15 protein-coding genes and 1 riboswitch are annotated in these 12,695 nt (G+C 60.5%); of the genes, 6 read left to right on the forward strand and 9 right to left on the reverse strand.

Going from position 1 to position 12,695, the window contains the following annotated elements; translation table 11 throughout:
• Positions 1 to 68: 68 nt before the first annotated feature.
• The 3 genes from NE852_RS20340 to soxR form a co-directional block, all read right to left on the reverse strand.
• Positions 69 to 410, reverse strand: coding sequence for a helix-turn-helix transcriptional regulator (locus NE852_RS20340; protein ID WP_008527944.1), 342 nt, complete (start codon positions 408 to 410; stop codon positions 69 to 71).
• A gap of 103 nt (positions 411 to 513) precedes the next feature.
• Positions 514 to 1,284, reverse strand: coding sequence for an SDR family NAD(P)-dependent oxidoreductase (locus tag NE852_RS20345; protein WP_258156008.1), 771 nt, complete (start codon positions 1,282 to 1,284; stop codon positions 514 to 516).
• 139 nt (positions 1,285 to 1,423) lie between these two features.
• The gene (gene soxR / locus NE852_RS20350; RefSeq protein ID WP_258156009.1) at positions 1,424 to 1,888 is read right to left on the reverse strand and encodes a redox-sensitive transcriptional activator SoxR; all 465 of its coding nucleotides are present in this window, start codon (positions 1,886 to 1,888) and stop codon (positions 1,424 to 1,426) included.
• Positions 1,889 to 2,221: 333 nt separating this feature from the next.
• Positions 2,222 to 2,335: riboswitch (TPP riboswitch) on the forward strand.
• Between soxR and NE852_RS32770 the strand changes: the two genes are divergently transcribed.
• From NE852_RS32770 to NE852_RS20380, 6 genes are all read left to right on the forward strand, one after another.
• Positions 2,326 to 2,520, forward strand: a complete 195-nt coding sequence (locus NE852_RS32770) for a YkoF family thiamine/hydroxymethylpyrimidine-binding protein (RefSeq protein ID WP_008527954.1) — start codon at positions 2,326 to 2,328, stop codon at positions 2,518 to 2,520. (Overlaps the previous riboswitch by 10 nt.)
• Before the next feature lie 12 nt (positions 2,521 to 2,532).
• Complete coding sequence (locus NE852_RS20360) at positions 2,533 to 3,339, forward strand: ABC transporter permease (protein WP_008527957.1); 807 nt, start codon at positions 2,533 to 2,535, stop codon at positions 3,337 to 3,339.
• Complete coding sequence (locus NE852_RS20365; RefSeq protein WP_008527961.1) at positions 3,336 to 4,094, forward strand: ABC transporter ATP-binding protein; 759 nt, start codon at positions 3,336 to 3,338, stop codon at positions 4,092 to 4,094. The genes NE852_RS20360 and NE852_RS20365 overlap by 4 nt, the downstream gene beginning before the upstream one ends.
• A gap of 10 nt (positions 4,095 to 4,104) precedes the next feature.
• The gene (locus tag NE852_RS20370) at positions 4,105 to 5,115 is read left to right on the forward strand and encodes an ABC transporter substrate-binding protein (RefSeq protein WP_008527962.1); all 1,011 of its coding nucleotides are present in this window, start codon (positions 4,105 to 4,107) and stop codon (positions 5,113 to 5,115) included.
• A gap of 165 nt (positions 5,116 to 5,280) precedes the next feature.
• Entirely contained in the window at positions 5,281 to 6,501 is a 1,221-nt protein-coding gene (locus tag NE852_RS20375; protein WP_008527964.1) for an acyltransferase, read from the forward strand.
• A gap of 167 nt (positions 6,502 to 6,668) precedes the next feature.
• Positions 6,669 to 7,406, forward strand: a complete 738-nt coding sequence (locus tag NE852_RS20380) for a sugar transferase (protein ID WP_008527967.1) — start codon at positions 6,669 to 6,671, stop codon at positions 7,404 to 7,406.
• A gap of 160 nt (positions 7,407 to 7,566) precedes the next feature.
• On the opposite strand, the gene NE852_RS20385 is transcribed toward NE852_RS20380, so the two are convergent.
• The 6 genes from NE852_RS20385 to NE852_RS20410 are packed head-to-tail and all read right to left on the reverse strand — an operon-like array spanning position 7,567 to position 12,669.
• Positions 7,567 to 7,974, reverse strand: a complete 408-nt coding sequence (locus NE852_RS20385; protein ID WP_008527968.1) for a F0F1 ATP synthase subunit epsilon — start codon at positions 7,972 to 7,974, stop codon at positions 7,567 to 7,569.
• Positions 7,974 to 8,213, reverse strand: a complete 240-nt coding sequence (locus NE852_RS20390) for a hypothetical protein (RefSeq protein WP_008527970.1) — start codon at positions 8,211 to 8,213, stop codon at positions 7,974 to 7,976. The genes NE852_RS20385 and NE852_RS20390 overlap by 1 nt, the downstream gene beginning before the upstream one ends.
• Complete coding sequence (atpD, locus tag NE852_RS20395; protein ID WP_008527971.1) at positions 8,213 to 9,640, reverse strand: F0F1 ATP synthase subunit beta; 1,428 nt, start codon at positions 9,638 to 9,640, stop codon at positions 8,213 to 8,215. The genes NE852_RS20390 and atpD overlap by 1 nt, the downstream gene beginning before the upstream one ends.
• A 22-nt stretch (positions 9,641 to 9,662) precedes the next feature.
• Positions 9,663 to 10,547, reverse strand: coding sequence for a F0F1 ATP synthase subunit gamma (locus NE852_RS20400; protein WP_008527974.1), 885 nt, complete (start codon positions 10,545 to 10,547; stop codon positions 9,663 to 9,665).
• A 26-nt stretch (positions 10,548 to 10,573) separates the two neighbouring features.
• The gene (gene atpA / locus NE852_RS20405; protein WP_008527976.1) at positions 10,574 to 12,103 is read right to left on the reverse strand and encodes a F0F1 ATP synthase subunit alpha; all 1,530 of its coding nucleotides are present in this window, start codon (positions 12,101 to 12,103) and stop codon (positions 10,574 to 10,576) included.
• Complete coding sequence (locus NE852_RS20410) at positions 12,103 to 12,669, reverse strand: F0F1 ATP synthase subunit delta (protein ID WP_088682125.1); 567 nt, start codon at positions 12,667 to 12,669, stop codon at positions 12,103 to 12,105. The genes atpA and NE852_RS20410 overlap by 1 nt, the downstream gene beginning before the upstream one ends.
• Positions 12,670 to 12,695: the final 26 nt, after the last annotated feature.

Below are 12,695 nucleotides of genomic sequence, written 5' to 3' on the forward strand. Positions count from 1 at the left end.
GGGCTCCCGCGACATTTCGCGTCAGAGCTTATCTTCGACATAGCGGCCGCGCTCCGCAAGGGCGGGTGCTAACTGTTTTCCGCAGCCGGAAAAAGATCGAACAGCGATTCGAGAAAAGCAAGGACGCTGACGTTGCCGATGCTGTAATAGATCAGCCTGCCGTCGCGGCGCGTATTGACCAGCCCTTCCAGCCTGAGACGCGCAAGCTGCTGCGAGACCATCGCCTGCTGTATGCCCAGAATATTCTCGATTTCGCTTACCGTCCGCTCCTCACTCGCCAAGATGCAGAGGATCAGAAGTCTGGTCTGATGCGCCAGCGCTTTCAGAAGATGACTCGCTTCGTGGGCTTTTTCAGCGAGCTTATGCAAGTCCTGGCCGGTCATCCCCGGCTCCGGTTTAGGCAACGGCATACGAAATCTCGGAAGGGAGGCGATGAGGTAGATCAGCACAGTAGCATATTCGCAGAAGCGAATTGGCCAAAAGTGATGAAATGCCAAAAAAAGTCCAAACAAATCAGCAGATAAGCTGACCGCCATTGATCTCGATCACCTGGCCAGTGATGTATCCCGAAAGCGAAGGAGCGGCCAGGAACAGATAAGCCGGCGCACAATCTTCCGCCGTGCCGAGCCGCTGCAGCGGGATCGATTTTCTGGTCTGCTCCAGCTTCTCACGGGAAGAATAACGCTCATGGAAGTCGGTCTCGATCGTTCCCGGCGAAACGCAGTTGACGCGGATCGCGTCCGGCGCAAGCTCGCGGGCAAGTGCCTTGGAATAGGTCGCGACGAAAGCTTTCGAGGCCGAATAGATCGAAGAACCCGGGCTGCCGCCGGTCAGCGCCGAAATCGAAACCGTATTGACGATGGCAGCCCCTTGAGCCGCCTTCAATGCCGGCAGCAATGCCCGCGTCAGCGCCACCACCGACGTCTGATTGAGCCGCACGACCGCCTCGTAATCCGCATCGGTCAGCACGTCGGCAGGAAAACGGCCTAGCATGGTGCCGGCATTGTTGACGAGCACATGCAGCTCGTCGAAGAAAGCCAGAGCATCCTCCGCAAATCCGGCCGCCCCGCCCGGAGCGGAAAAATCGGCATGCAGCAGCAGTGCCCGTCTTTCCGATTCCGCCGTCAGCAGGAAATCCGGCAGGTCGCGACCGGGCTTCCGCCCAGTATGAACGATCACCTTCGCGCCGCAGTCCAGAAATTGCCGGGCCACTTCGAGGCCGATGCCGCGGCCGGCGCCGGTCACGACGACATTGCGATTTTCAAACAGTCTGGGGTGGAACACGAAGCCGTCCTCCTCGCGGACCAGGCCGCCGGTTGCGTCATGTGCCCTAACATATGAGCACGCCCACCGAAAGGAAGGCGCGCATCGATCTTTCCCGAGAGATTTGGTCTTTCCGGAGAGAAGTTGCGTCCCGGGCGGACTAGCTTTCGGCCTGGAGGAGCCGCGCCCCCGGCCCTTCCTTGCCGAGCCGGTCGCCGGGATTGCGCAGCGGACAGCTCTCGACCGACAGGCAGCCACAGCCGATGCAGCCGGTCAGGCGGTCGCGCAACAGGCTAAGCTGCCTGATTCGCTCATCGAGATCGTCCTTCCAAAGGCCCGACAGGATCTGCCAGTCGATAGCCGTCGGCGTGCGTCCCTGCGGCAGGGATTCGAACGCCGCCTGGATCTCCGAAAGCGGAATGCCGACCCGCTGCGCCACCTTGATGATGCCAAGCCGGCGAAGCACGTCACGCCCGTAACGACGCTGGTTGCCGCGGCTGCGAATGCTGGAGATCAGCCCCTTGGTTTCGTAAAAATGCAGCGCCGAAACGGCAAGGCCGCTACGCTCCGCCACTTCGCCGACCGTCAGGAGCTTGCCAAGCGCGGTTGTCGGAATCCTATCCATTGCCCCTTGACCTCAATATTAGTTGAGGTTTTATAAGCCTTGCTCCATCAGTCGTAAAGCCCAATCGCGCGAAGGAGCGACGCATGAAAACACGTCTGGATGACGGCGAGGCCGGACGGCCTGCGCTCGTCATTGCTCGCGTCAATCGTCTCGATGCTGAGATGGCCGCCTGAGGCGGAAGGCTCCGGTTCCGTTCCCGGCAGGTACGGAACCCTGGGAGCACCCGGGCAGGCCGTCCGCCCGGGTGTTTTCCCATCTCTCAGCACATCCCACCATGCGGACATGTCCGCAATTTTGCGGTTGCAGGACGAAAACCCCGGTGATAATTTCCGGGCCGATTAACAGGGGAGCTCCGTGTCGCCGGGGCTGAGATGCGAGGCACGAGCTTCCGGACCCTTCAAAGCTGATCTGGGTAATGCCAGCGGAGCGAGGTCCACATGTTTTCAGGCGCACAAGTGTCACTCTATCCGATGTCCGGCAATTTCGTCGGCTTCGTCCTCGATGCCGTAAAGGCGCTCGATCCCTTCTTTGCCGCTATACGTACCGGCACCTCTGACCGCTCCAGGAATTTCTGCACCACGCTGGGTGGCGACGCCGGCGCCGTCTTCGCCAACGGCCCGACGAAAGCCTGAAACCGAACGCTGATGAGATCGTCGCACCCATCGGATTCGCGCCTTTCCGCTCTCGGCAACGCCCTGCACCGGGGAATGCCCGCATTGCTGGCCGGTTGCGCCTTTCTGGCGGCATGGGAGCTTTATGTCGCTCTTTCCGGCATCAAGCCTGCCATCCTGCCGGCACCTTCCCGCATCCTTCTCCAGGGTTGGCTCAATCGCGACACGCTGATCGCCAACACCTGGCCGACGCTCGGCGCCACGCTCGGCGGCTTCGCCCTGTCGCTTGCCTTCGCTTTCGTCTCGTCGATCCTCATGGATTTCGTGCCCTTCATGCGCCGGGCATTGCTGCCGATCTTCATCGCCAGCCAGACCTTGCCGCTGGTGGCGATCGCCCCGCTCGTCGTCCTCTGGTTCGGTTTCGGCCTGTTGCCGAAGGTCCTGCTCGTGGCGCTCGTCACCTTCTTCCCGCTGCTCGTCGCCCTTCTGCAGGGCTATGAATCAACCGACCGCGACATTGCCGAACTGCTGAATTCGATGAAGGCGAGCCGCTGGCGGATCTTCTGCCTGGCCCGGCTCCCCTCCTCGCTACCCTATTTTTTTGCTGGCCTCAGGATTTCGATCACCTATGCCGTCGTCGGCGCGATCTTTGCCGAATATGCCGGAGCGGCAAGCGGCCTCGGCATCTATATTCTCAACGCGAAGAACAATTTCCGTCCCGATCTCGTGCTCGCAGCCGTCGTCGTCAGCGCCCTGTTGACACTCTGCCTTTTCGGCTTGACGCTCATCGTCCAGCGCCTCGTCATGCCTTGGCAGTCATCCAAGGAGGGCCGCCGATGACCGACGGAATGGTGGAACTGCGCAACATCTCGAAATCCTTCGACGGCATGAAGGTTCTCGGCGATATTTCGCTCGGTGTTACAAGCGGCGAGTTCGTTTCGATCGTCGGCCCGTCCGGCTCGGGAAAATCGACGGTGCTGCGATTGCTGACACAGGCGCTTCGGCCCGATTCCGGCACGATGCTTTTCAACGGTACGCCACTGGAACAGACGCCGCATTCCTTCGCCTTCATGCCGCAGCGCGATGCGCTGATGCCCTGGCGGCGTATCATCGACAATGCAGCGCTCGGCCTGGAGGTAAAGGGCATAAGCCGGCGGGTGGCCCGCGCCACCGTCGCGCCCCTGTTCGAACGTTTCGGCCTTGCTGGCTTCGAACGCCACTACCCTTCCGAACTGTCAGGCGGCATGCGCCAGCGCGCGGCACTCCTGCGCACCGTCATTCAGAGCCAGGACATGCTGCTGCTCGACGAGCCTTTCGGCGCGCTCGATGCGCTGACGCGGACGCAGATCCAGGAGTGGCTGCAGGGCATGTGGACCGAACACCGCTGGACGGCGCTGCTGATCACCCACGATGTGCGCGAGGCCGTGTTTCTTTCCGACCGGATCTATGTGCTCTCCGCCCGTCCGGCGCGCATCATCCGCGAATTCCGCGTTCCCCTGCCCCGTCCGAGAACCATTGCCGATCTCGGCTCGCCGGCGGCTCAGGCGATCGAGACTGAAATCCTGCAAACCCTGCTTCACCCTCACGAGACCTGAGGAGGTCACCATGCTGCTTCTTACCCGCCGTCAGACGATCTTCGCCGCCATCGCGGCAAGCCTTGCCGGCCGCCCCGCCTTCGCCCAATCGGCACCCGCGAAGGTTCGCATCGCGCTCGACTGGACACCCAACACCAATCACATCGGCATCTATGTGGCCCAAGCGAAGGGCTTCTATGCCGCCGCCGGCCTTGATGTCCAGATTCTGCCCTTTGCCGATACCAGCGCCGGAACGCTGGTATCCAACAGCGTCGCCGACTTCGGCATCTCCAGCGAAATTGAGGCTCTCATGCAGCGCGCCGCCGGCGGCGACGTGAAAATGGTCTACGGTATCGTCCAGACCGAAACCGCACGGCTAATCTTTAAGGGCGGGCGCGATGACATCAAGAGCGCTAAGGATCTCGACGGCAAGACCTATGGCGGCTTTGGCGGGACCTGGGAAAGCGCACTGATCTCCTCGATGATCCGCAACGACGGCGGCAAGGGCGAGTTTAAGACGGTGACGCTCGGCACTTCCGCTTACGAGGCGCTGGACAATGGCTCGATCGATTTCACGCTGGAGATCTATACTTGGGAAGGCGTCGCCGCCGAACTGGAAAATCGAAAGATTGCCCGCTTCCACTATGCCGACTACGGCGTTCCCGACGAGCAGACGACCGTCATCGTCTCCAGCGACGCCTATCTCTCCGCAAATCGGGAGAACGCCCGCGCCTTCATCCAGGCGACGCGCCAGGGCTATGCCTACTCCGTAGACCACCCTGAGGAAGCCTGCGACCTGCTGATATCAGGAAGCAACGGCGCATTGATGAACACGGCACTGGTGAAGGCCTCGCAGAAAGCACTGATCGACGGTCACTATCTCAAATCGGAAACCGGTGTGATCGGCACGCTTGATCCGGCAAAGGCCGCCGCCCTCGGCAGTTTCATGGTCGAGAACGGCATCCTGGCCGATGCCAATGGCGCCACGCTCAAGGAGAAGCCGGACTTTTCCACCTACTACACCAACGAACTCCTCGGCTGAGTTCGCCCTGACGCATGTCACTCAAGACCGTGCAGCAGTTTGCGGTCACGGCATGCGGAATGCAAAGACCGAAAGCGCGCAAGCGAATCTGAAAGATCGTGACGCGCTTTAGCCTTGCCCGCTGCGGTTTTACGCGGCAAAATCGCGCGGGCAAGGGGAGGCAAGATGCAACAAGACAAGAGACTGGCCGGAGCGGACTTCCTACGCGCGACCGCCTGTCTTCTGGTGCTTGCCCACCATCTCGTGCTCCGGTTGGATATGCGCAGGATCCCGGACGAGCTGGCGCCAACCGCGCACATTGTCCGCTTCGGCAATTTCGGCGTCGCCATCTTCTTCGTGTTGAGCGGTTTCCTTCTCGCCCATCCCTTCTGGCGAGCGCTCGACGGCGGCGAAGAGATGCCGAGCCTCCGGCATTATACGATCCGCCGGGCGGCGCGCATCGCTCCGGGTTTCTGGTTCGCCGCCACCGTCGGCTTCATCCTCAGCCTGACGCTGCTCGGCTTGCCGCTGACGCCCGAGCTTATGCTCCGCTACCTCTCCGGACTGCTGTTCATGAGCCAGTGGCATTGGCGCACGCTTTTTCCCGTTGAAGTCGGCGGGCCGCTCTGGTCCATTCCTTTCGAAGTCACCTGCTATGTGCTGCTGCCGGTCTGCTTTCTTCTGCTGTTTCGTCTGCCGGCGCTCAGGCGGCATCCGTTGCTTGCCCGCTTCGCCTGGCTTTGTGTCATCGGCAGCATACTCTTCGCCCATGTGTTGATCGTGTCCTTCTTTGCGCTCGACGACATCGGGCGCGGCTGGGAATACGGCCTGCAGGGCGGAGCAAAGGAATGGATGCCGCGATTCAATCCGGTCGGCTTCTTCGCTGTCTTCGCGATCGGCGCGCTTGCCGCCGGCATCGAGATCATGCTGCGCCCAAGGCGATCCGCCTGGTTCGATGCCGCAGCAGTTCTAGCCCTCGCCGCCGGCGCCTATCGCCTCGTCATATCGCCCGGCGGCACCCCCGAAGCTTTCGGCTGGCTCGATATCCCCTATGGCTTTCCAGCCTTTCCGCTGGCAGTGGCAACAGCGCTCGTTTCGCTCAGCCATTCCAGGCACCTGGGCCGGCTACTGGACAATCCTCCGGTCCGCTACATCGCAAAGATCTCCTTCGGGATCTATATCTGGCAGGAGATCATCCTGATATCGATCCAGAGACTTGACCCAGGCTCGTTCGGCGTCTCCTCGGAAAATGTCATCACCGGCTGGCTCCAGTCTTGCGGACTTGCGGTCGCACTCACCCTCCTCGTCGCAAGCCTCAGCTACTACCTGCTGGAAAAGCCGGCGATCGGTTTTGGCAACCAACTGACGCGGCGCTCACCCGATCGGGCTACTCCTTTCAAAGTATAAATTCCCCGACGCCTCAACTAGAGGCATTAAGGTTAACGGGAAATACTCCCAATTTTGGCGTCTTCATAGTTACTGATTTATTATGTATACCGATGACAAATCGTGTTCGAGCATGTATTTGTCCCGATACGATTCAGAGTCATGCATAAACTTGTGGGCCTCGCGTAATGAATGCTTTTACTTCGAAGAGGAATTCGCGCTTCGATGTCTCTCAACGTCAGAACAAAAACAAGGCACTCGTTGTAGCGAACTCCAACATTCGCCAGCCGGAAAGTTTTTCCGGTGAGGAAAGAAAGATGGCCCTGCGGTTAGTCGTCAAGCGGCTGATCGACATTATCGGTTCGGCCAGCGCTCTCATCGTGCTGGCGCCGCTCTTTCTGGCAATCGCCCTTTTCATCAAACTGGACGATGGCGGCCCGGTGTTCTTCCGCCAGATCCGCTGGGGGCTGAACGGCCGGAAGATTACGGTCTTCAAGTTCCGCTCGATGCGCGCGGAAGCCTGCGATCCGTCGGGCATTCAACAGACAATCAAGGGCGACAGCCGGGTGACGGGCATCGGCGCCGTGCTCCGCAAGACCAATGTCGACGAATTGCCGCAGCTTCTGAACGTTCTTAAGGGTGACATGTCGCTGGTCGGTCCGCGCTGCCACGCCATCAACATGCAGGCAGCCGGCCGGCTCTACGAGGAGCTCGTTCCGGACTACCATCGCCGTCACATCATGCGCCCCGGCATTACCGGTCTTGCCCAGACGCGCGGCTGGCGCGGCCCGACGGCGCGGCCATTGCAGGCCCGCGCCCGCATTGCCAGCGATATCTATTACGTCAGAAATTTCAGCCTGCTGCTCGACATGAAGATTCTGCTCAATACACTGGTCATCGAGCTGCGCGGCGGCACCGGCTTCTGAGGCGCTCCGCAATCGCGGCGCACCAAACAGCCATGACGGGCCGTTTTTTCATTTCAAGCCATATATAATATGCCGGGATCATTTCCCGAATGCATGCAGTGCAGCTAGAAACAAAAAAAGCGGCCGTTCAGGCCGCTTTTTATTGAGGCTGTCGCCGCAATCAGTCCTGACCGACCATGCCCTGCAGATGGGTCATCTCCATGATGAAGTGCTCAAGCTTGGACTTGTGCTCGTGATGCACGACATCCTCAAGTTCCCTCTTCGCAGCTTCGATGCGGCGAGTGAGTTCGTCCTTGTTGAGCTCTTCGACTGGCACGGCGGATTCGGCAAGCAGCGTGCAGCCGGTCGGCAGGATATCGGCAAAGCCGCCGAACACGACGTAGTCCTGCTTCGAGCCGGAAGAGGAGCGAACGCTGACGAGGCCCGGCTTGATGGTCGTCATCGTCGGGGCATGGTGCGCCATAACGGTCATCTCGCCTTCGGTGGCGGGAATGACGACCTCGGTCACCATTTCCGACAGCAGCAGGCGCTCCGGCGAAACGAGCTCAAAGTTGAAATTGTCAGCCATCAGTGACTTACCTTCTCGGCTAAGGCTTTTGCATCTTGCAATTTGGTCCCGCAGAACGGGCAGTGCATTACCGCCTGGTCGAGATAACCGAGACCTTCCTCGGTCTGAACCAGCCCGACGACCATCATCAGCACGCCGTTATCGGCCCGGTAGATGGTCGGCGCCGCCGGTTCAGGAAGCTCTGCCACGGCTCCCTTGAGGGAGTCGCAGCAGAATCTCTCGTCCTGAGCGTCGCTCATCAAGCAGCAGCGAGCTTCTTGGCCTTCTCGATGGCTTCGTCGATCGAACCGACCATGTAGAAAGCAGCTTCCGGCAGGTGGTCGTATTCGCCGTTCACGAGGCCCTTGAAGCCCTTGATCGTGTCTTCGAGAGCAACCAGCTTGCCCGGCGAGCCGGTGAAGACTTCGGCGACGAAGAACGGCTGCGACAGGAAGCGCTCGATCTTACGGGCACGGGCAACCGACAGCTTGTCTTCTTCAGACAGTTCGTCCATGCCGAGGATGGCGATGATGTCCTGCAGAGCCTTGTAGCGCTGCAGCGTCGACTGAACCTTACGGGCGATTTCGTAGTGCTCGTCGCCGACAACCAGCGGGTCGAGCATGCGCGAGGTGGAGTCGAGCGGGTCGACGGCCGGATAGATGCCCTTTTCAGCGATCGAACGCGACAGAACCGTCGTTGCGTCCAAGTGGGCGAACGAGGTTGCCGGCGCCGGGTCGGTCAAGTCGTCGGCCGGAACATAGATGGCCTGAACCGAGGTGATCGAGCCTGTGGTCGTCGTGGTGATGCGTTCCTGCATCTGGCCCATGTCGGTTGCGAGCGTCGGCTGATAACCCACGGCCGAAGGAATACGGCCGAGCAGAGCCGACACTTCCGAGCCTGCCTGCGTGAAGCGGAAGATGTTGTCGACGAAGAACAGAACGTCCTGGCCCTGGTCGCGGAAATGTTCGGCAACCGTCAGACCCGTCAGAGCGACACGAGCGCGCGCGCCCGGCGGTTCGTTCATCTGGCCGTAAACAAGCGCAGCCTTGGAGCCTTCGCCGCCGCCATGCTTGTTGACGCCGGATTCGATCATTTCGTGGTAAAGGTCATTGCCTTCGCGGGTGCGTTCACCGACGCCTGCGAAAACCGAGTAACCACCGTGCGCCTTGGCGACGTTGTTGATCAGTTCCATGATGAGAACGGTCTTGCCGACGCCGGCGCCGCCGAACAGGCCGATCTTGCCGCCCTTTGCGTAGGGAGCGAGAAGGTCGACGACCTTGATGCCGGTGACGAGGATCTGCGCTTCCGTGGACTGCTCGACGTAAGCCGGAGCGTCCTGGTGGATGGCGCGCCTGTGAGCGGTGTTAAGCGGGCCTGCTTCGTCGACCGGCTCGCCGATGACGTTCATGATGCGGCCGAGCGTTTCATCGCCGACCGGAACCGAGATCGGAGCACCGGTATCGACGACCTTCTGGCCGCGAACGAGACCTTCGCTCGAGTCCATCGCGATGGTGCGGACTTCGTTTTCGCCCAGATGCTGAGCGACTTCGAGAACCAGGCGGACGCCGTTATTGTCGGTTTCGAGCGCGTTCAAAATCGCCGGCAGTTCGCCTTCGAAAGCAACGTCGACGACGGCGCCGATAACCTGGGTGACTTTGCCGACAGAGCGGGTAGCTGCCTCAGCCATTTTCTTACCCTCTTTCCCTAACTCAGAGCGCTTCCGCGCCCGAAATGATTTCAATCAGTTCCTTGGTGATCTGAGCCTGACGCTGACGGTTGTAGCTCAGCGTCAGCTTGTTGATCATCTCACCAGCATTGCGCGTCGCATTGTCCATCGCGCTCATCTTGGCGCCCATCTCGCCCGCGACGTTCTCGAGGAGAGCGCGGAAGACCTGGACCGAGATATTGCGCGGGATCAGATCGTCGAGGATCGACGCCGGATCCGGCTCGTATTCGTAGACGGCGCCAGCATGTTCTGCATCTTCGGCGACGGCTTCCGGAGCCTTGGCCGGGATCAGCTGCAGAGCGGTCGGGACCTGGCTGATCACCGACTTGAACTCGGAGTAGAACAGCGTGCAGACGTCGAACTCGTCGGCTTCGAACATCTCGATGATGCGCTTGCCGATCTGGTCGGCATTCTCGAAACCGACCTTCTTGACTTCACGCAGCTCTTTGCGCTCGACGATCATCGATGCATATTCGCGGCGCAGGATGTCGTAGCCCTTCTTGCCGACGGTGAAGATCTTCACCGTCTTGCCTTCGGCGACCAGCTTGCGGACATGGTCGCGGGCGAAACGGGCGATCTGCGAGTTGAAGCCGCCGCAAAGACCGCGTTCGGCCGTGCAGACGACGAGCAGATGAACCTGGTCCTTGCCCGTACCGGTCATGAGGACCGGCGCGCCGTCCGCATCGGTGACGGCCTTGGCGATGTTCGCCAGAACCGCACCCATGCGCTGCGAATAGGGCCGGGCTGCCTCGGCCGCCTCCTGCGCACGCCGAAGCTTCGCCGCGGCGACCATCTTCATCGCCTTGGTGATCTTCTGCGTCGCCTTGACGGAGGCGATCCGGTTTTTCAGATCCTTAAGTGAAGGCATCCGTTATCCGTCCTAACTAGGCCCGATTACTGGAAAGACTTGGCGAAGCTATCGAGAGCAGCAGTGAGCTTGCCCCTGGTATCGTCGCTGATTGCCTTTTCCGTGCGGATCGCGTCGAGGATGGCCGAGCCTTCCGAACGCAGGTACGAAAGCAGACCCTGCTCGAACTTGCCGACCTGAGCGACCGGCAGCTTGTCGAGGTAGCCATTGACGCCGGCGAAGATCACGGCGACCTGCTCTTCCGTCTTCAGCGGCGAGAACTGCGGCTGCTTCAGGAGTTCGGTCAGGCGTGCACCGCGGTTCAGCAGGCGCTGCGTTGCAGCGTCGAGGTCCGAACCGAACTGGGCGAAGGCGGCCATTTCGCGATACTGGGCGAGTTCACCCTTGATCGAGCCGGCAACCTGCTTCATCGCCTTGATCTGAGCCGAAGAACCGACGCGGGAAACCGACAGACCGACGTTAACGGCCGGACGGATGCCCTGGTAGAACAGGTCGGTTTCGAGGAAGATCTGGCCATCGGTGATCGAGATCACGTTGGTCGGGATGAAGGCCGAAACGTCGTTGCCCTGGGTTTCGATAACCGGCAGAGCGGTGAGCGAACCAGCGCCCTTATCGTCGTTCATCTTTGCAGCGCGCTCGAGGAGACGCGAGTGCAGGTAGAAAACGTCGCCCGGATAGGCTTCGCGGCCCGGCGGACGACGCAGCAGCAGCGACATCTGACGATAAGCGACAGCCTGCTTGGACAGGTCGTCATAGCCGATCAGGGCGTGCTGGGCGTTATCACGGAAGTATTCGCCCATTGCGCAGCCTGCGAACGGAGCGAGGAACTGCATCGGAGCCGGATCGGAAGCGGTCGCAGCAACGATGATCGAGTATTTCAGGGCGCCGCGCTCTTCGAGGACCTTGACGAACTGGGCAACCGTGGAGCGCTTCTGGCCGACGGCGACATAGACGCAGTAGAGCTTGTCGTTGTCAGGGCCGTTGTCGTGGATCGGCTTCTGGTTCAGGAAGGTGTCGAGCAGGATCGCGGTCTTGCCGGTCTGGCGGTCGCCAATGACAAGCTCGCGCTGGCCGCGGCCGACCGGGATGAGCGCGTCGATGGCCTTGAGGCCGGTCGACATCGGCTCATGAACCGACTTGCGCGGAATGATGCCCGGAGCCTTGACGTCGACGCGCGCACGGCGGGTCGCGTTGATCGGGCCCTTGCCGTCGATCGGGTTGCCGAGAGCGTCGACGACACGGCCGAGCAGCTCCGGACCGACCGGAACGTCAACGATGGCCCCGGTCCGCTTGACGGTGTCGCCTTCCTTGATGTCGCGGTCGGAGCCGAAAATAACGACACCGACGTTGTCGGATTCAAGGTTCAGAGCCATGCCGCGGATGCCGCCGGGGAACTCGACCATTTCACCAGCCTGAACATTGTCCAGACCGTAAACACGAGCGATACCGTCACCGACGGAGAGAACCTGGCCGACTTCCGAGACTTCTGCCTCTTTGCCGAAATTTTTGATCTGGTCTTTGAGAATTGCGGAAATTTCCGCGGCGCGGATATCCATCAGCCGACCTCTTTCAATGCAAGCTTAAGGGTAGAGAGTTTGGTACGAAGAGACGTATCAATCTGACGGGACCCGACCTTGACGATCAGACCACCAAGAATTGACGGATCAACCGTGACAGCAATTGCCACGTCTTTGCCGGTGACGCCCTTCAGCGCCGCCTTCAATTCATTTTCCTGCTCTGCGGAGAGAGCATGGGCCGAAGTGACTTCGGCAGAAATTTCGCCGCGATGATTGGCAGCAATGATGCGGAAGGCCTTGATCATGCCCGGCAGGGCAAACAGGCGGCGGTTACGCGCCACGACCTTCAGGAAATTGGCGAAGAAGCCCGAAATGCCAGCCTTTTCGCTGATGGCGACGATGGCCTTCAGCTGGTCCTCAGCGGAGAAAACCGGGCTCAGGATGAAGCGCTTCAGATCGTCGCTCTCATCCAGCATCGCCTGGAAACGGTCAAGATCTGCAGTTACGGTAGCAACTGCGCCCTCTTCGAGCGCCAGCTCGAAAAGCGACGAGGCATAGCGCTCTGCAACACCAGAAGTAAGCTGGGACGTGTCTGCCACTGGCACAAATTTCCCTGATTTCAACCCAAAAT

The organism is Rhizobium sp. Pop5 (assembly GCF_024721175.1).
In the GTDB taxonomy this organism is placed as follows: Bacteria; Pseudomonadota; Alphaproteobacteria; order Rhizobiales; family Rhizobiaceae; genus Rhizobium.